Below are 19,163 nucleotides of genomic sequence, written 5' to 3'. Positions count from 1 at the left end.
AATCATGAATGACATTATGCCTATTCTAAAGTCTCTTTATCAGCGTAAGGCCCCGACATTACTTCTGGTTTTACAGATCTCAATCACCTTGACGATTCTAGTGAACACAATTTTTATGCTATTACAAAAGTGGGACAACATAAACACTAGTACAGGCTTAGAGGAAAAGCATACCTTTTCATTTACCACGAATATTCAAGGCGATAGAAGCGAAATTGCCAACTTAATCAAACAAGATATCGAGCGTATTAATCAATTATCTGCCGTACAAGTCGCTTCCAGCGTTTCAGACATTCCTTATACTTCTTGGGGGTCAACAACGCAGATAGGCCTCCCCCCTTCTCCAGAAGATGCGCTGCTAAGAGCCGGCTATTACGAAGGTGATTACAATGCGTTAGAAGCTTTTGGGCTAAAACTTATTGCAGGTGAATGGTTCAAGCCCAGTGATATTTTTTACTATGAACACACCAGTACCAATACTCAGAGAATGCCAAAACTCATTATTTCCAAAGCGTTGGCGGAAAAGCTTTACCCTGATGACTGGCGAGAAGCTTTAGGGAGTACGATATATTCTGGAATGGATGCCTGCACCGTTGTAGGCATCGTTGAAAAACTACCCAGCGCTTGGAACTGGTGGAAAAACAACTGGCACACAGTATTAAGCAGTGGGAACTATATTGACTCAGAACCGATTTACATGGTCAGGGCACGCCCAGGTATGCGCGAACAAGCAATGCAGCAAGTTTCAGAGCTATTACTGCAAACCCCCGGTCGATGGCTGGATAATATGGCAGCGTTTGAGCAAACTCGTAGCAAAAGCCATCAAAGTGATTTTGCTGTGGTAGTCACGCTTATTGTGTTGGTCGCTATTTTGAGCACAGTCACCGCGTTCGGGATTTTTGGCCAAGTGCGCTACACCATCATCACCCGTAAGAAACAAATTGGCACGCGTCGTGCGCTTGGTGCCAGTCGCACACAAATATTGCGCTACTTTATGCTTGAGAGCCTTATCGTAACGAGTGTGGGAATAGGTATAGGTGTACTGTTATCGCTTATTTGTAACACTTATTTAATGGTGTTATTTGAATTACCACCCATTCCTGGTGACTACTTGATAGTCGGCGCGTTGGCTATGTTAGGGATAGGACAGCTCGCCACTTTACAACCTGTCTATCAAGCCAGTTTGGTCTCTCCCGCTATTGTGACTCGCATGGGCTAGCTGTGCTAACTAACCTCGTGTGTTAGTAAATTAAAAAAGCGCTTGATTAAATCAAGCGCTTTTTTAAGGTTTAATGGCAACTATTAGAACGGCTACGCCTCGTAGCCAAGGTTTGGTGACAACCAACGTTCAGCTTCTGACAAGGTCATTCCCGTGCGCCTTGCATAGTCTTCAACTTGATCTCTTTGAATACTTGCCACCGCATAGTACTTTGACTCAGGGTGAGAGAAGTACCAACCTGAAACCGCCGCCCCGGGCCACATGGCGTATGAGCTGGTTAGCTTCATACCGATGCGCTGTTGCGTATCCAGTAGTTGCCAGATTTTCTTTTTCTCGGTGTGCTCAGGACAGGCTGGATAGCCAGGCGCTGGACGAATGCCTTGATAGTTTTCACGGATAAGTTCTTCATTACTTAGACTTTCATCGGGAGCATAGCCCCAGTAGTGCTTGCGCACTTGTTCGTGAAGATATTCCGCAAACGCCTCTGCCAATCTATCAGCAACCGCCTTAACCATGATCTTGTTGTAATCGTCGTGTTTAGCATCAAACGCCGCAGCTAAATCATCTTCTTCCAAGCCTCCGGTTACCGCAAATGCACCAAAGTAGTCAGCAACCCCTTTAGGGGCGATATAATCTGCCAAACAATAATTCGGAAAATCTGTTTTTTCCGTCTGTTGGCGTAGATGGCAAGATAAAGCGCGTACTTGAGTACGCGTTTCATCGGTGTAGATCTCAATATCATCCCCCACTCTGTTAGCAGGGAATAAGCCTATGACACCCAAAGGTTTTAGCGCCCCAGTTTGTTCAAACTCATCCAGCATCGCATTGGCATCTTCAAATAGGCTTTGTGCCTGCTCTCCCACAATTTCGTCATGCAGGATTCTGGGGTATTTACCCGCCAGTGACCAAGTCATGAAAAACGGCGTCCAGTCGATATATTGGCGAAGTGTTTTGATACTCACATCAGTGAACTCAGTCACGCCTAATTTTTTAGGTACTGGCGGAGTGTAGTTGTCCCAATCAAGCTTAATGGCATTGTCTCGCGCACGTTGCAAAGTAACAGGTTTTGAACGTGGCTTCTTGCGCGCTTGTTGCTCCCTGACTTTGACATATTCTTGGGCTGTTTTTGTCAAAAAGTCTGCTTTTTGCGTCTTGCTCAATAAGTTCGAGACCACGCCCACTGCGCGGCTGGCATTGTTTACGTACACAACCCCTTTGTCGTATTGAGGTTCGATTTTCACCGCGGTGTGCGCTTTGGAGGTGGTTGCTCCACCAATCAACAATGGCAACTCAAAGCCACGTCGCTTCATTTCTTTGGCAACGTGTACCATTTCATCCAGTGACGGCGTGATCAAACCAGATAAACCAATCACATCCGCGTTTTCATCAATGGCGGTTTGCAAAATCTTTTCCGCAGGCACCATTACCCCAAGGTCAACCACTTCATAGTTGTTACACTGCAACACCACCCCGACAATGTTCTTGCCAATATCATGCACGTCACCTTTGACCGTTGCCATGATGATTTTGCCGTTCGTTTCACCTTCTTGCTTTTCTGCTTCAATGAAAGGGTCAAGGTAGGCTACAGCGCGCTTCATCACACGCGCTGATTTAACAACCTGAGGTAAAAACATTTTACCTGCACCAAACAGGTCACCAACGACGTTCATACCATCCATCAACGGCCCTTCAATAACCTCTATGGGCTTTGCCATGCCTGAGCGACACGCTTCAGTATCTTCGTCAATAAACTCGGTAATGCCCTTAACCAAGGCGTGCTCCAAACGCTTAGCAACGGGCCAAGAACGCCACTCCAAGTCTTCCACTTTTGCAGCCTGCGCCATTCCTGAATACTTTGGCGCAAGATCAACTAAACGTTCACCCGCCTGAGGATCTTTGTTAAGAATAACGTCTTCAACTGCGTCTCGAAGCTCTTTAGGAATATCGTCATATACCGCAAGCTGACCTGCATTAACGATACCCATATCCATGCCAGCTTGAATCGCGTGATACAGAAATACCGAATGAATGGCTTCACGCACAGGGTTGTTACCACGGAATGAAAAGGAGACATTTGACACCCCACCCGAAACCTTACAATGAGGTAATCCGGCTTTGATCCGCCTTGTGCCTTCTATAAATTCAACAGCATAATTATCGTGCTCTTCTATCCCCGTTGCTACAGCAAAGATATTAGGATCAAATATAATGTCCTCTGGTGGAAAGCCAATTTGATCGACCAATATACGGTAAGAGCGCTCACATATTTCAAATTTACGCTGTGCAGTTTCGGCTTGACCTACTTCGTCAAACGCCATTACTACAGCGGCTGCACCAAAACGTTTGATAATTTTGGCTTGACGAATAAAAGGCTCTTCACCTTCTTTTAAGGAGATTGAGTTGACGATGGCCTTACCTTGAATGCATTTTAGACCCGCTTCTATCACCTCCCATTTCGAGGAGTCAACCATAATAGGGACACGTGAAATATCAGGCTCAGATGCAATCAGGTTTAGAAACTTCACCATGGCCGCTTTTGAGTCCAACATAGCTTCATCCATGTTGATATCAATCACTTGCGCCCCGTTTTCTACTTGTTCACGGGCGACTTCCAAAGCTGTTTCGTATTCTTCCTCTAGTATCAGGCGCTTAAAACGCGCAGAGCCAGTGACATTGGTACGTTCACCAACGTTTGTAAAAATGGCTGTAGATTGTTGCGTCATAAGTACTTCCTAATTCAAATTACATGCTTCTAAACCAGCTAAGCGCATGCGCACTTCAAGCTCAGGCAAACGCCTTGGTGCAACCTGTGCAAGACCATCAGCGAACGCTTTGATGTGCTCAGGCGTTGTGCCGCAGCAACCACCAACAATATTGATTAACCCTTCCTTACCCCAGTCAATGATTTCTTTCGCCATTTCAGGCGCTTCTAGGTCATATTCACCAAATTCATTCGGCAATCCAGCGTTAGGGTGAACAGAAGTAAACGTTTCGCAAACCCTTGATAGCTCAACAACGTACTGACGCAACAAATCAGGTCCTAACGCACAGTTTAGACCAATTGATAAAGGCTTAATATGACGAATCGAGTTATAAAATGCCTCGGTTGTTTGTCCTGACAAGGTACGCCCTGATGCATCAGTAATGGTACCGGAGATCATGACCGGTAGCGTTACACCTGCGCGTTCAAACGCTTCTTCAACCGCAAATGACGCGGCTTTTGCATTGAGTGTATCAAAGATGGTTTCAATCAGAATTAAATCTACACCGCCTTCTATTAACGCAAGTGTTGACTCAATATAAGCGTCAACTAACTGATCAAAAGTAATGTTGCGATAACCTGGGTCGTTAACATCTGGTGAGATTGAGCAGGTTTTAGAAGTAGGCCCCAGCACCCCCGCCACATAACGCAGTTTATCTGGGTTGCGTGTGGTAAACTCATCACACAACTTGCGCGCCAACTGGGCTGACACTAGATTAATTTCTCGACTAACGCTTGCCATGTCATAGTCTTCCATCGAAATTGTGGTCGCGTTAAAAGTGTTGGTTTCAATAATATCTGCACCCGCTTCTAAAAACTGACGGTGTATTTGTTCAATCACCTCAGGTTTAGTAATGCTAAGTAAATCGTTATTGCCTTTGACAAGCACATGCCAATCTTTAAATCGCTCACCTCGATAGTCGTGTTCTTCCAGTTTGTATTGTTGGATCATGGTGCCCATTGCACCATCCAAAATCAAAATACGTTGTTTTAATGCCTCAGTTAAGGCGGCGCGTTTATTCGGCATAATTGTTAGTCCTTACATCTTGGCTAACGAGGTTAATATCATAAGGTGTTGTTTGGTAAACGTAGTAATTCAACCAATTGGAGAATAACAAAAAGGCATGACTTTGCCATGTTTTCGATGGCTTTTGCGATGCATCATCGTTTGGAAAATAGTTCTCGGGTTTTGGGGCATCGGCTGACTTTTCCAAGTCTCGCTGGTATTCTTTGAGTAAAGTATCCGCATCATATTCTGGATGACCAGTAATATACACCTGACTTCCAGATACATTCTTAATGAGATAAGCGCCGACAGTTGGTGAGCCAGCCAGTACCACAAGATCACTTTTTTGGGCTATTTGTTCTGGGCTAATGTGGCCAAAACGAGAATGAGGTACCAAAAATTCGTCATCGAAGCCACGAGTCAGTGCACCATGTTCAAAATAGCATTGATGCTTAAATACACCACTTAGCTTTTCAGCTCTGATCTGACGCTTCAAACCATGATGATGAAATAACCCAGCATGCGCCGCCCAGCAAGAAAACAAGGTAGAAGTAACGTGGTGCTCTGCCCAATCAAAAAACTGCTGTAACTCTTGCCAGTAGATCACATCTTCATATTCTAAGTGAGCCAATGGCGCGCCTGTGATGATTAGCGCATCGTAATTTTGATCTTTTACATCTGAAAAATAGCGATAAAACATATCTAAATGCTGTTCAGAGTTGTCAGACGTGCGGTGCGTATCTAGACGCAGTAAGTCTACATGGACCTGTAATGGAGTATTAGCCAGTAAACGGATGAATTGCACCTCAGTTTCAACCTTGTTTGGCATTAAATTTAATATCGCCAATCGCATTGGACGGATTTCTTGGGTCTGTGCACGACTTTTTGGCATCACGAATACATTCTCTTGACGCAAACGAACAATTGCGGGTAATTCGTCTTTTACTGTAATTGGCATACCTTACTCCCAAGTATAGATTTAGCTGACATTATGAATGGAATTCGAAAAATATCAACCTCTAGATGTATAGACGTCCAAATATTTTTATCGTCGATTCAGCTTCACCTTTAAAAGCTGAACACATAACGCTAAGGTATCACTTAGAAAGAAAACCTAAGGACAACATAATGTTGGAAAACTTGCTCGCAAATTTACCGTTGGACACAAGCAAAGAACACTTTGAAGATCTGTTATCAGCTAAAGACGTTCGGATTGAGAGAATTGTGTCTTACGGCCAAACGTCACCGGACTCATTTTGGTATGATCAAGATGAACATGAGTGGGTTTTGGTGCTATCGGGCTGTGGTACAGTTGAGTTCAAAAACGGTGAAAAACATAGCCTAGAGTGCGGCGACTTTCTAAATATACCTGCACATACTCAGCATCGCGTAAGCCATACAGCAACTTCTGAGGCGACCGTCTGGCTCGCTATTTTTTATCGCGATTAGGCCACAGCCGCCAAAAAGCCTGAATTTATACCTGCGCTTCTAAGAAGTCCATTGCAGCTTGTTCGCGATGGTCAATCTTACCGTCCGCAGCACACACTTTGTGTACTATCTTAAGGGCCAACTCACGCATGGGCTGGTCAATGATAAATTTCATTCTGTGTTGAATAAACGCTTCTATATCGTCACTTTTAACCGCATGTACACACTTTCCAACCATATCAGAGATGTAATTATCAAGGCTGACCGCTGAGTTCCAATTTAGCGTTGCTGCCCATTTTCTCACAAAATGTAGTTCAGATTCACAAACGCGACCATCAACGGCCACGAACAGAAGCGCTAGGTCCAGTAATGATTCCTTTTGCAATTGTTCAACGCAAATGCCACTGTCAAAGTGATTGAGTAATTGTTCGAATTTCATAAGTCCTTGCTCCTTGAAGTCAATAACCGAGGTACATAATCACGTCATGACCATCGTGCTCTCTTTACCATATTAGACAAAAATCCAAATGTCACATTAAAAACTCTCAACATCCCCTGTTGAGCTACACTTAAGGCAAGTACTGACGATTTTGGAGGTGGCATGCGAGGTTTATGCACCTTGTTTTTTATATTACAAATCAACACAGTGCGGGCAGTCACCATCCCAATCACTATCGAAGCAGATATTTTTAATTACGCACAAATTATTTTGGCGGATCAGTCCATAGATACTGTGAATGACTTTCACCATCCACTGTGTCAAAGAGACGTTGTTGAGTTTGTATTATTACAAAAAGCGCTCAAACTCGGCGGCATGGAACTTAAGTTTAAGTTTGAGCTGGGAAACTATGATGCCCGAAACATTAAACTGTTAGTTGATGGACTATTGTTGGTTAGTTTCGACACGCTGTGGTATCAAGAAGCCCAACAACACATTGAGCAGTTATACATTTCTGATGCAATTATTCGTAAAGGTGAGTATTTTGCGGGCCTGTATACCTCCGCCAAATCCGTTTCTGACATCAAACACAAGATTGGCGAAGACTTATCACAGGTTTCTGTTATTTCAAGCCAAGCTTGGCATACCGACTGGGTTACATTGTCTGCATTAAACCCAAAACAATTACATGAAGAATCCGATTGGATAGTGATGGCAAAGATGGTCAGCCGAAGTTGGATTGATACCATGTTGGTGTCATTCAATAACACCATGCCTTTTGAGTACAAGGGCGTAGACTACAGAATTGTTGCAATTGAAGGTATCAAGGTTCCACTGCAAGACAGCCGACATTTTGTTGTATCACGCCTTCATCCGCTCGGTGAGGCCACCTTCAACGCGCTACAAATTGGTATCAAGCAGTTACGAGCTTCGGGCTTTATTGAGCAATCATACAAACAGTGCGGCTTCTTTAATCCACATGTTGAAGCTTGGCGCCCATTAACACCAAAATAAAAATCCCACTTAGTATGGTTAATGCCATTCGCTTAAGCGCCTATGACTTTAGTTAGGAAGACGACATGTTTGTTTGAACAATGCGGTCTTCCTAATCGGTCTTGCCATTGTGAATGTGTTTCAGAATCTCATCACCTTAAACGAGTGCTGTTAACTTACGCATAGTGAGATTCATTCATTTTCAACGGCAAAATGCGCCAACGAATTAACGTTTTTTTGGTTTTTGCACACGCTGATTGTGCTTTTTAACAGCCTTACGGATTTGGTTAATCTTGGCGCGTTTATCTTTGCGCTTTTCAGGCATGACTGAAAGCTTAGTTTCCGTTTCGTTGCGCAGCTTCACCGACTTGCGCAGATAGTTAACATCTTCAAGTTTAAGCTCTTCCCAGCCGCCCTGAGGTAAACGTTTATTAAGCTCTAACTTACCGTAGCGAATACGGATAAGACGCGATACTTCAACATCTTGAGATTGCCACAAACGACGAACTTCACGGTTGCGACCTTCGGTCAACGTCACATTAAACCATTTGTTAATCCCTTCACCACCCATAGGCTTTATTTTCAAGAACTTAGCAGGACCATCATCCAGTTCAACACCTTTGGTTAGGTTACGTAGTGTTTCATTGGTGACTTCGCCAAACACACGTGCCGAGTATTCACGTTCTACTTCATATTTTGGGTGCATTAGGCGGTTGGCCAATTCACCATCGTTGGTGAATAATAAAAGTCCTGAGGTGTTAATATCTAAACGGCCAATCGCGATCCAACGATCTCCATCTAAGCGTGGTAAGCGATCGAATACCGTGCGACGACCCTCTGGGTCTTTGCGTGTACACAACTCCCCTTCAGGCTTGTGATACATGATCACTCGGCATATTCTATCTTCTTTTTGCTCAATTTTTACCACATGTCCATCAACACGGATCACCGCATTTTCTTCAACACGGTCGCCTAACTTTGCGACCTTACCGTCCACACTTACACGGTTAGACTCTATGTACTTTTCCATTTCACGGCGTGAACCCACACCCGCACGGGCCAATACTTTTTGTAACTTTTCACTCATTAAGATGGTTCTCTCACAGAAGGATCGTTCAACATCTGGTCAATTTTAACGCTGTGTTGCTCTGGTAATTTGGGCAACATGTTAAGGCCAGATAAAGAAAAATAATCTAAAAATTGCTTTGTTGTGGCATACAGTGCAGGCTTGCCCGGCACTTCTTTATATCCCACCACTTTTATCCATTCTCGCTCTTGTAAACTCTTGATTATATTTGAGCTTACCGTCACGCCCCGCACTTGCTCTATCTCGCCCCGAGTAATGGGTTGTCGATATGCTATCAAGGCGAGAGTTTCAAGCGCTGCTCTGGAATATTTCGGGGCCTTTTCCTGCCATAAATTGCTTAACCATGGGCTCAAGCTTGAACATGCTTGAAATCTAAAACCGGTTGCAACCTCAACAAGGCGAATACCACGTGTTTGATAGTGTTCAGAAATACTGTCCAATGCTTTATCAATTCTGACATTAGATACTGAAATATCTTGTAATACAGTTTCTTTTAGACGCTTTTTTGACAACGGCTTGTCTGCAACAAAAATCGCTGCTTCTATCAGCTCTATCAGTTGCTCATCGCTAATTCGACGCGTTGCCATACACTTGCAGCCTTATCAACACATAAACGTCTATTATGACAGAGGTTGCGCTACTCTTGTAGCTGCAAACTCAAATAAATTTGGCTATCTGGTGTAACTTGTAAACAGGTTATCAATTGCTCTTTGATCAATTCCAACATTGCAATAAAGGTAACAACCACACCACTGCGCCCCTCTTCCACAGTGAAAAAGGCATTTAACTCACATGGGCCACTGTGCTCAGACAAATGCTGTAGAATATGACTCATTCGCTCTCGGGTCGACAAAGCTTCGGCACTAATGTGGTGGTGTTCGAAGGTTTTCGCCCTAGCCATTACATCTCCCAACGCAAGCAATAGCTCCTTAAGCGCAATATCAGGAAACAACGTTTCAGGTTCTGCCGATTCGTCTACCAAAGCGTGTGCGGTAAAAATATCACGCCCAACTCGGGGGATCACATCTAGATTCTCTGCAGCCTGTTTAAACTGCTCATATTCTTGCAAGCGCCTAACTAATTCAGCTCTTGGGTCTTCCTCTTCTTCCAATTCTTCATGCACAGGCAACAACATACGAGATTTAATTTGCGCCAACAACGCCGCCATCACCAAATATTCGCCAGCGAGCTCAAGTTGCAGATCTTTCATCAACTCTACATACGCAACATACTGTTCAGTGATACTCAAAATAGGAAGTTGCAGAATATCTAACTTGTGGCGCTTGATGAGATATAGCAGTAAGTCCAGCGGGCCTTCAAAGGTTTCTAAAATGACCTCTAGCGCATCCGGTGGAATGTAGAGGTCTTCAGGCTTATCAACTACCGCCTCGCCATTTAAAAACGCCAGTGGCAGTTTTTGTTGTTGAGGAATATCATTCACAAAGGTTACTCAAATGGAGAGGTATCACCACACCCCACGCGTAAAATCTCAACGTCGTCTTCTGACAAATCAATTACGGTGGTAGCTTGTTCTATCAAAAAGCCACCGTGGATAATCAGGTCCACTTGCTTTTCTAGCCGCATTCTTATCTCATCGGGGTCCGATTCGGTAAATTGCTCATTCGGTAAAATCAACGAACAAGACATCAACGGCTCTCCCAACTGGGCCAATAAAGCGGTAGTGATTGGATGATCAGTGACTCGAATACCTATGGTCTTTTTCTTGTCGTTTAGCAGTCGCTTTGGCACTTCTTTCGTGCCTTTAAAAATAAAGGTGTACGGCCCGGGTGTGTTGTTTTTTATAAGCCGAAACATTTGATTATCAACACGTGCATAGGTCGCCAGTTCAGATAAATCACGGCACATGAGCGTAAAGTTATGGTGCTTTTCAATACCACGAATACGTTCAATACGTTCTTTGGCTTGTTTGTTACCAATATTACAACCTATCGCATAGCCGGAGTCGGTAGGATAAACCACCACTCCACCTTGCATGATGATTTCAGCAGCCTGTGTAATGAGCCTTGCTTGTGGATTCTCGGGATGAATATGAAAAAATTGGCTCATGCTAACACTCCTCGTTTGCTTGCCAAAACTGCCAAACACCTTGGCAATCTTTTGGTAAGTATAGATTTTTTCCTAAATCTAACCAAGGCATTGGATAATGAAAGTCAGAACCTTGGCTGGCGAGCAGGTTATATTCACGACTAAGCTGCCCCAAAAACTGCCGCTCAGGAGGGGCCTGCTGAGGCTGTGCCACTTCCATCGCTTGACCGCCACACGCGCTAAACTCATTCAACAACTTACGCAGCCATTTACTCGACATTTGGTAGCGTGCGGGATGTGCCAACACACTCACTCCCCCAGCCGCTTTAATAGCAGCAATAGCGGTTGCCATGTCACACCACTGGCTCGGCACATAACCCGTTTTGTTACGTGCTAAAAACTTTTTAAATACACCCTGAATATTTTTTGCCACACCGCGTTCTACCAATGCAGCTGCAAAATGCGCTCGGGTGATCTCGGCCTCTGCGGCCAGTTCTTTGGCACGGTCAAAAATGCCCTCATAGCCTCTTTTTTCCAGCCGCCTGCCAATTTCCTCAGCCCTTGCTTGGCGTTTCGCTTGTTGCGTCTCAAGCAACTTAACCAATTCGGGGTGATGAATATCAACCGCTAGCCCAACAATATGGATCTCAAAGCTCTCCCATCTGGTGGAAATTTCAACTCCCGAAATCAACTCCAGCGCAAGTGCGTTTTGCTCTATGTATTGCTGTGCAGGTAAGATTGCAGCAGTGGTGTCATGGTCTGTGATAGCCAGTACATCAACGCCTTTTTCTGTTGCGCGCTCAAGCAGTTCAGCCACGCTCAAACGACCATCAGAAAAAGTGGTATGGCTATGTAAATCGTATTTTATCAATTGAACTCTTTATCTAAATAGTTGCTGTCATCAGGGTCACAGTATATCACTGTTGTTTGTGTCGTTTCTGTGAAATTTTTTCTTTTTGCCAAAGCAGGGGTTGACAGAATATGAACCAGTACGGTTTACTGTACCCACTAAAGACAAGTAAACGAAAAAATCTAAAACCATGATAACAACAGTAAGCAAAAACATTTGGTGGTGGCACTCGTAAAAGCGGGTGATTCGTTGTGTCTTAACGAAAATATCAACCCGCTCAATGTAAGCGGGTTTTTTTATATCTAATTTTCAGGGAAAACTATGTTCAACAATGCAAAAACAACTTTTTGGTGGTGGTGCCTGGCTTAGCGGGACGGCATTGTTGCAACTTTTTGAACGACCCCGCTAAACCTAAAAAGTTAGTGGGGTTTTTTATTTTAAAGGGGAATGAGGTTTGATATTTAGTCACATAACTACCACACCAGGTGAAGTGACCAGTATACGGCAAAGACGGGACTACATAAGTAGCCCCTTGTCTTTGTACGCTGCACTGGGAAAGAAAAACTCACTGTTGTTAGAATCAGCAGAAATCGATTCAAAAGATAATGTAAAAAGCATTATTCTTGCGGATGCGGCAATGCGTATTGAATGTATTGGCAAACAAGTCGTTGTTAAAGCATTATCAAATAACGGCCAGCAGTTGCTCAGCTTCTTACAAGCACAAGTAGCCAACTGTACAGCGATGCTTGATGACGATACGTTGACATTAACATATCAAAGTCTGGACGAAGAGCTGGACGAATTTAGTAAGCTCAAAGCAGACAACGCCTTCAGTGCATTGCGTACCTGCATAAATAGCATTAAACGTAACTCTGAAACGCCACTATCTGTTTTCTTAGGGGGTGTATTTGCTTATGACATGGTTGCCAACTTTGAGCAGCTACAAGATGTACCAAATGGGGAAAACACCTGTCCTGATTATGTGTTTTATCTCGCGGAAACCTTGGTACTTATCGATCATCAAGCGCAAACTACGGAATTAATTGGCAACGTGTTTAACGGCCCAGACGTGCACGCTAACTGCTTCGAGGTAGGCAAACAGCTTGAGGAGCTTAATGCGCACTGTGATGCATTGACTCCCTACTTTGCGGCCCCCAATGAAGGCCAAGCGGATGTTCACGTAAATATTGATGATGAGACCTTCTGTGAACAGGTGTCACAGCTCAAACACAATATTGTGGATGGCGATATTTTTCAGGTAGTACCCTCTCGTACTTTCTCATTACCGTGTGCGCAGCCTCTGGCAGCTTATCAACAACTCAAACAACAAAACCCAAGTCCTTATATGTTTTATATGCACGATCAGGACTTCGTGTTGTTTGGCGCATCACCAGAGTCAGCTCTGAAGTATTGCGTCGACAGCAACCAAGTAGAAGTGTATCCAATTGCAGGCACACGTGCTCGAGGCAAGTTTGCCGACGGCCGTATCAACCCTGATCTCGACAGCCGCATTGAGCTTGATCTGCGTAATGACAAAAAAGAACGTGCAGAACATTTAATGCTTGTGGATTTGGCCCGTAATGATATTGCTCGGATCAGCGTAGCTGGTACTCGCCATGCTAAAGAGCTACTAAAGGTAGACCGCTATTCACAGGTGATGCATTTGGTATCACGTGTCGTCGGCCAGCTCAAACCTGACTTAGACGCACTGCACGCTTATCAAGCCTGTATGAACATGGGCACTTTAGTCGGCGCACCAAAAGTGAAAGCGGCGCAATTGGTTCGAGAAGTAGAACAAAGACGCCGTGGTAGTTATGGCGGTGCTGTTGGCTACCTGACAGGCGACGGCGCGATGGACTCTTGTATCGTGATCCGCTCTGCATTTGTCAAAAATGATATTGCCTATGTTCAGGCTGGCGCTGGGGTTGTGTATGACTCAGTGCCACAAGCTGAAGCCGATGAAACACGCGCCAAAGCACAGGCTGTGATCAAAGCGGTACAATCTACATATCAGGGAGCGACCAATGCACACTAACGCAAAAGTCTACTTTTTAGATAACTTTGATTCGTTCAGTTATAACTTAGTTGATGAGCTCACACTGCTTGGTATGGACCTTGTTGTGTATCGTAACCACCTCAGTGCAAGACGAATTTTTGACAAAATGAGTCAAGAACAACAACCCGTAATTCTGGTGCTTTCTCCAGGTCCTGGTAATCCAGCACAAGCAGGTTGTTTATTAGAGCTTATCGAACTGTGTAAGGGAAAGTTTCCGATGCTGGGTATTTGCTTGGGCCAACAGGCGTTAACCCAAAGCTATGGCGGCGAAGTGGGCCATGCTGGAGAAACCGTACATGGCAAAGCCTCAATTATAGATGCCCTGCCTCACCCAGTTTTTGAGGGATTGGGCAGGCAGTTTCCTGTGGCGCGTTACCACTCACTGATGGCAACTTATGTGCCTGATTGCTTACAGGTTATCGCAAGCTATCAAGATATCCCAATGGCGATATACCACAGTGAAGATAGAGTGCTTGGGTACCAATTTCACCCCGAGTCAATTTTAACCCCGGATGGTGCCCGCTTGTTACAGCAAAGCATCGCATACTTAACACGGTAGGATTTACTATGGATAGCATCAACAAGTTAATTTCAAAACAGTCACTGGACTTTGTACAAAGCAGTGCACTGTTTGACAGTATCATGCATGGCCAACTCAGTGAGATTGAGTTAACTGCGGTACTGATCGCATTAAAGATGAAAGGTGAATGCGCCCAAGAAATAGCTGGTGCAGCAAATGCAATGCGAAGCAATGCCAAGCCTTTTAATAACAATGGACTACGCTGTGTAGATAGTTGTGGTACGGGCGGCGATGGCGCTAACACCATTAATGTCAGTACCACTGCAGCAATTGTTGCCGCCGCATGTGGTCTCAATGTGGTTAAGCATGGTAATCGTAGCGTATCTAGTAAATCTGGTTCGGCCGACTTATTAAAAACATTGGGTATTAATTTAGATATGAGCGGTGATGTTGCCAGTGAGTGTCTAACCAAAACTGGCTTTACTTTTTTGTTCGCGCCCAACTATCACCAAGGCACTAAACACGCAATGCCAGTGCGAACAGCCCTCAAAACGCGCACTATTTTTAACATTCTTGGCCCTTTGGCAAACCCAGCAGCACCGCAAGTTCAGCTACTTGGGGTTTACGATCCAGCGCTTTGCACACCTATGGCTGAAACGCTAAAAACGCTTGGTACAGAAAGAGCCATGATAGTTCATGGCGCAGGCACCGACGAAATTGCACTACACGGTGAAACTCAAGTCACTGAGCTTAATCAAGGCGAGCTGACACACTACACCCTCAATGCGCAAGACTTTGGCCTTGAAAACTATTCGCTTGCAGACATCGCAGGGGATACGCCAGAGTATAACGCCAAAGCGAGTTTGAATATTTTAAAAGGCCAAGGCAAAGATGCCCATAACGCAGCGATTGCAGCGAATGTGGCGGCGCTTTTGGTGATGGAACAAAAAGCAGAGAGCTTTAAAGAAGCCACAGCACACGTATTGGAAGTACTGGCATCGGGCAGAGCATACCAAAAGCTCACAGATATTGTTGAGGTAAGTAATCATGGCTAACGTATTGGAAAAAATTGTTGCCGATAAGCGTGTCGAACTTGAACAAAGAAAGGCCACATTACCACTTGAAGATTTTATACATAAGGTGGAGCCTAGCCAACGCGACTTTTATGCCGCTCTGGCCACCCTTGGTACACAGTTTATTTTAGAGTGCAAAAAGGCTTCTCCATCTAAGGGGCTGATCCGAGACCATTTTGACCTTGATGAAATCACTTCTGTATATAAACGTTATGCCAGCTGCATTAGCGTATTGACTGACGAAAAGTATTTTCAAGGTAGCTTTGACTTCCTAAGCTATGTTCGCCAAAGAGTTGATCAACCACTGATCTGCAAAGATTTTTTTATCGACGAATACCAAGTTTATTTGGCGCGTTTACATGGCGGTGATGCCATCTTGTTGATGCTATCTGTGTTAGATGATGCCCAATATGCGCAATTGTCTCAACTTGCTCAAGGTCTTAACATGGCCGTGCTCACCGAAGTGAGTAATGAACAAGAAGTACAGCGAGCGCTCGCTCTTGATGCACAAATCATCGGTATCAATAACCGCAACCTGCGAGATTTGAGCACAGACTTAGCAACCACAGAGCAACTACGCAAGCTTATTCCAGACGACAAGATCGTGATCTCAGAATCTGGTATTTATACTCACCAAGACGTTAAACGCTTAGCGCCATTGTGTGATGGCTTTTTGGTTGGCAGTTCGCTTATGGCGGAACGTAACTTAGATGCCGCCTGTCGAAAGTTGATCCTAGGAGAGAACAAGGTATGCGGCTTGACGCGCTCTCAGGATGCACAAGCTGCCTATCAAGCCGGAGCGCTTTACGGCGGGCTTATCTTCTATCCTAAATCACCAAGATATGTGGACTTAGACTGTGCCAAAGCCGTCATTGATAGCGCACCGCTTCACTATGTAGGCGTATTCGTCAATGCCGATATTGAACAGGTCGTTGAATATGTTCAAGTTCTTAAACTCAGTGCTGTACAATTACACGGTCAAGAAGACGAAACATATATTGCTACCTTACGTAGTCAATTACCAGTCACCTGCCAGATATGGAAAGCACAAGGTGTTCGTGATGTATTACCAAGCCCAATACAAGGTGTTGATAAACACCTTTATGATACCAAAACCAACGAGGGTTTTGGCGGTACAGGCATTCAATTTGACTGGCAATTATTAAGCTCTCAAGTGGCCAATAACTATATGCTTGCCGGTGGCATAAACCCCGACAACGTACTTGCTGCGACCCAGCTGGGTGCACAAGGAGTTGATTTGAACTCTGGGGTAGAGTTAAGCCCTGGTAAAAAATGTCAGCAAAAATTACAAAACGCTTTTTCAAACATTAGGAATTATTGAGGTGGAAATGAACAACGCAGCTTATTTTGGTGACTTTGGTGGCATGTTTGTCCCAGAGTTACTCGTCCCAGCGCTCAAGCAGCTTGAGCAAGAATTTAACAAAGCCCAGCAGGACCCTGAGTTTTTGAGAGAATTTCAACAATTGCTCAATGAATATGCTGGCCGCCCTACGCCACTAACATTGACACGTAACTTGGTGCGCAACCCTAACGTTAAACTATATCTAAAACGTGAAGACTTGCTACACGGTGGTGCCCACAAAACTAATCAGGTGTTAGGTCAGGCATTATTGACTAAACGCATGGGCAAAAATGAAGTTATTGCAGAGACTGGCGCTGGTCAACACGGTGTGGCAACGGCGCTTGCTTGTGCCTTGCTAGGCTTGAAATGTCGTGTGTACATGGGTGCAAAAGACGTAGAGCGTCAACAACCCAATGTCTTTAGAATGCGTTTAATGGGTGCTGAAGTGATTCCTGTTACGGCGGGCTCTGGTACGCTTAAAGACGCCGTGAACGAAGCAATGCGTGACTGGTCAGCCAACTACAAAACCGCGCACTACCTGTTAGGTACGGCAGCGGGTCCTCACCCCTTCCCAACCGTTGTTCGTGAGTTCCAAAAAATGATTGGTGAAGAGGCTAAGCAACAAATTCTTGAAGCTGAAGGTCGCTTGCCTGACGTAGTGATGGCGTGTGTGGGCGGCGGCTCAAATGCGATTGGTATGTTTAGCGACTTTATCAAAGAAGAAGGAGTCAAGCTGATTGGCATTGAACCTGCGGGTAAAGGGCTAGATACAGCAGAACACGGCGCTGCGCTGTGCAAAGGCTCCAAAGGGATCCTACATGGTGCATATACTTACATCATGCAAAATGGCGATGGACAAATAGAAGAGTCACACTCAGTTTCTGCTGGGTTAGATTACCCAGCGGTTGGCCCTCAACATGCCTACTTACATGAATCAGGTCGTGCTGAGTATGTTGCCATAACTGACACCGAAGCACTGGATGCATTCCAGTCACTGGCAAAGCATGAGGGAATAATTCCTGCGCTTGAATCTAGTCATGCATTGGCATACGCGCTGAAATATGCTGAGCAACAAACTGAAGAAACTATCATTGTGGTCAATTTAAGTGGTCGTGGCGACAAAGATTTAGCCCATGTACATCAAGTTTTAAATGAGCGAGGAGAGCTATAATGAGTCGCTACGCACAGATGTTTAGTACCCTAGCAGAAAACAATCAAGGGGCCTTCGTGCCATTCGTTACGATTGGCGATCCTAACAAAGCGCTCAGTCTTGAGATCATTAAACGCCTTATTGATGGAGGCGCTGATGCCCTAGAGCTTGGCATCCCATTCTCAGACCCTATCGCGGATGGTCCCGTAATTCAATCTGCCAATATTCGTGCATTAGCAGATAACACCAATACCGAGGATTGCCTTGAGATAATCAAACAAGTGCGTCAATACAACAGCGATATCCCTATCGGGTTGTTGTTGTATTCAAACCTCATTTTTGCCAAAGGTATAGAAACCTTTTATCGCCAAGCAAAAGAAGCAGGTGTCGACTCTATCTTAGTGGCCGATGTGCCGTTGCTTGAGTCAAAACCATTTCGAAGAGCGGCGCAAAACGTTGGCATTGAACCAATATTTATTGCAACTCCTAATGCCAATGATGACACGCTCAGAGAGTGTGCAAGTTATGGTCGGGGCTATACCTATCTGCTTTCGCGCTCGGGTGTAACAGGCACAGAAACCAGCGCGCAAATGCCAGCCGATTCAATCATCACTAAGTTGAGCGAATATCATGCTGCGCCTACTTTGCTGGGCTTTGGTATTTCTACCCCGGAACACGTTAAAGCAGCACTTGACTGTGGTGCTGCAGGCGCGATTTCTGGTTCGGCTGTGGTTAAGATCATTGAAAAAAACATCGATGACCCTAGTAAACTGCTAGACGAAATACAGGCGTTTGTCTCACAGATGAAAGAAGCAACCGTACGCTAATTGCTTGCTGAGGCTAAGGCGTCTTTTAGCGCCTTAGCCGCTTTAAACTGCACTTTATTCGCCCCTGCGATTATAATAGCTTCACCCGTTTGTGGATTGCGGCCCGCTTTTTGTGGATGGTAACTTAATGCAAATGTACCAAGCCCAGAAATCGGCATTTGATCCCCTTCTGACAGGCGCTTTTGAATAATTGCTAAAAGGCTATTCAACGCAGCTTGGCTATCCTTTTTACTCAACTCACTCTTTGCAGACATCGTGGTGATCAATTCAGATTTATTCATTACTACTCACTTTCTGGACTGTCTAATTATGCAACAATACCGCTGCACATTTGTAAAAAGCGCA

At 44.7% G+C, this 19,163-nt stretch carries 19 protein-coding genes; 9 read left to right on the top strand and 10 right to left on the bottom strand.

The window, feature by feature from the left end; translation table 11 throughout:
* Positions 1-4: 4 nt before the first annotated feature.
* The gene (locus tag BET10_RS17610) at positions 5-1,219 is read left to right on the top strand and encodes an ABC transporter permease (protein ID WP_070986895.1); all 1,215 of its coding nucleotides are present in this window, start codon (positions 5-7) and stop codon (positions 1,217-1,219) included.
* A 92-nt stretch (positions 1,220-1,311) separates the two neighbouring features.
* On the opposite strand, the gene metH is transcribed toward BET10_RS17610, so the two are convergent.
* From metH to BET10_RS17595, 3 genes are read right to left on the bottom strand one after another with little or no spacing between them, the layout of a single operon-like run.
* Positions 1,312-3,942, bottom strand: a complete 2,631-nt coding sequence (gene metH / locus BET10_RS17605; RefSeq protein ID WP_070986893.1) for a methionine synthase — start codon at positions 3,940-3,942, stop codon at positions 1,312-1,314.
* A gap of 9 nt (positions 3,943-3,951) precedes the next feature.
* Positions 3,952-5,007: a homocysteine S-methyltransferase family protein gene (locus BET10_RS17600; protein WP_070986891.1), complete on the bottom strand. Its 1,056-nt coding sequence runs from the start codon at positions 5,005-5,007 to the stop codon at positions 3,952-3,954.
* Positions 4,997-5,944 (bottom strand): homoserine O-succinyltransferase, encoded by a 948-nt coding sequence (locus BET10_RS17595; RefSeq protein WP_070986890.1) that lies wholly within the window; start codon positions 5,942-5,944, stop codon positions 4,997-4,999. The genes BET10_RS17600 and BET10_RS17595 overlap by 11 nt, the downstream gene beginning before the upstream one ends.
* A gap of 170 nt (positions 5,945-6,114) precedes the next feature.
* Here BET10_RS17595 and BET10_RS17590 point away from each other — a divergent pair, with 170 nt between their 5' ends.
* Positions 6,115-6,435, top strand: coding sequence for a cupin domain-containing protein (locus BET10_RS17590; RefSeq protein ID WP_070986889.1), 321 nt, complete (start codon positions 6,115-6,117; stop codon positions 6,433-6,435).
* A 25-nt stretch (positions 6,436-6,460) separates the two neighbouring features.
* Here BET10_RS17590 and BET10_RS17585 read toward each other — a convergent pair whose 3' ends face one another.
* Positions 6,461-6,853, bottom strand: coding sequence for a tellurite resistance TerB family protein (locus BET10_RS17585; RefSeq protein ID WP_070986888.1), 393 nt, complete (start codon positions 6,851-6,853; stop codon positions 6,461-6,463).
* A gap of 162 nt (positions 6,854-7,015) precedes the next feature.
* On the opposite strand from BET10_RS17585, the gene BET10_RS17580 reads away from it, so the two are divergent.
* A complete protein-coding gene (locus BET10_RS17580) occupies positions 7,016-7,867 on the top strand; it encodes a hypothetical protein (RefSeq protein ID WP_070986887.1) in 852 nt (283 codons plus the stop codon).
* Between the two features lie 205 nt (positions 7,868-8,072).
* Here the strand turns inward: BET10_RS17580 and rluB are convergent, their stop codons facing one another.
* The 5 genes from rluB to rnm are packed head-to-tail and all read right to left on the bottom strand — an operon-like array spanning position 8,073 to position 11,850.
* Positions 8,073-8,933 (bottom strand): 23S rRNA pseudouridine(2605) synthase RluB, encoded by an 861-nt coding sequence (gene rluB, locus BET10_RS17575; RefSeq protein ID WP_070986886.1) that lies wholly within the window; start codon positions 8,931-8,933, stop codon positions 8,073-8,075.
* A complete protein-coding gene (gene scpB / locus BET10_RS17570) occupies positions 8,933-9,520 on the bottom strand; it encodes an SMC-Scp complex subunit ScpB (RefSeq protein WP_070986885.1) in 588 nt (195 codons plus the stop codon). Before scpB ends, rluB begins: the two co-directional genes overlap by 1 nt.
* A 50-nt stretch (positions 9,521-9,570) precedes the next feature.
* Positions 9,571-10,374: a segregation and condensation protein A gene (locus tag BET10_RS17565; RefSeq protein WP_070986884.1), complete on the bottom strand. Its 804-nt coding sequence runs from the start codon at positions 10,372-10,374 to the stop codon at positions 9,571-9,573.
* Between the two features lie 5 nt (positions 10,375-10,379).
* Positions 10,380-11,000, bottom strand: a complete 621-nt coding sequence (locus BET10_RS17560) for an L-threonylcarbamoyladenylate synthase (RefSeq protein ID WP_070986883.1) — start codon at positions 10,998-11,000, stop codon at positions 10,380-10,382.
* A 1-nt stretch (position 11,001) separates the two neighbouring features.
* Positions 11,002-11,850, bottom strand: coding sequence for an RNase RNM (gene rnm / locus BET10_RS17555; RefSeq protein WP_070986882.1), 849 nt, complete (start codon positions 11,848-11,850; stop codon positions 11,002-11,004).
* Positions 11,851-12,283: 433 nt separating this feature from the next.
* Here rnm and BET10_RS17550 point away from each other — a divergent pair, with 433 nt between their 5' ends.
* Genes BET10_RS17550 through trpA form a run of 6 tightly spaced genes read left to right on the top strand, consistent with a single transcriptional unit; the run spans position 12,284 to position 18,818 of the window.
* Positions 12,284-13,864, top strand: a complete 1,581-nt coding sequence (locus BET10_RS17550; RefSeq protein ID WP_070986881.1) for an anthranilate synthase component 1 — start codon at positions 12,284-12,286, stop codon at positions 13,862-13,864.
* On the top strand, positions 13,854-14,444 hold the full coding sequence (locus BET10_RS17545) for an aminodeoxychorismate/anthranilate synthase component II (RefSeq protein ID WP_070986880.1): 591 nt from the start codon (positions 13,854-13,856) through the stop codon (positions 14,442-14,444). Before BET10_RS17550 ends, BET10_RS17545 begins: the two co-directional genes overlap by 11 nt.
* An 8-nt stretch (positions 14,445-14,452) precedes the next feature.
* Complete coding sequence (trpD, locus tag BET10_RS17540; RefSeq protein WP_070986879.1) at positions 14,453-15,460, top strand: anthranilate phosphoribosyltransferase; 1,008 nt, start codon at positions 14,453-14,455, stop codon at positions 15,458-15,460.
* Complete coding sequence (gene trpCF / locus BET10_RS17535; protein WP_070986878.1) at positions 15,453-16,820, top strand: bifunctional indole-3-glycerol-phosphate synthase TrpC/phosphoribosylanthranilate isomerase TrpF; 1,368 nt, start codon at positions 15,453-15,455, stop codon at positions 16,818-16,820. The genes trpD and trpCF overlap by 8 nt, the downstream gene beginning before the upstream one ends.
* A 7-nt stretch (positions 16,821-16,827) precedes the next feature.
* Complete coding sequence (gene trpB, locus BET10_RS17530) at positions 16,828-18,012, top strand: tryptophan synthase subunit beta (protein WP_070986954.1); 1,185 nt, start codon at positions 16,828-16,830, stop codon at positions 18,010-18,012.
* Positions 18,012-18,818, top strand: coding sequence for a tryptophan synthase subunit alpha (gene trpA / locus BET10_RS17525; protein ID WP_070986877.1), 807 nt, complete (start codon positions 18,012-18,014; stop codon positions 18,816-18,818). The genes trpB and trpA overlap by 1 nt, the downstream gene beginning before the upstream one ends.
* Here the strand turns inward: trpA and BET10_RS17520 are convergent.
* On the bottom strand, positions 18,815-19,099 hold the full coding sequence (locus BET10_RS17520) for an HU family DNA-binding protein (protein ID WP_070986876.1): 285 nt from the start codon (positions 19,097-19,099) through the stop codon (positions 18,815-18,817). The two genes, trpA and BET10_RS17520, sit on opposite strands and share 4 nt — an antisense overlap.
* Positions 19,100-19,163: the final 64 nt, after the last annotated feature.

The sequence above is a fragment of the Pseudoalteromonas amylolytica genome, assembly GCF_001854605.1.
Classification (GTDB): Bacteria; Pseudomonadota; Gammaproteobacteria; order Enterobacterales; family Alteromonadaceae; genus Pseudoalteromonas; species Pseudoalteromonas amylolytica.
Note: the sequence above shows the minus strand (reverse complement) of the source record. Positions and strands in the feature narration are given on the sequence as shown.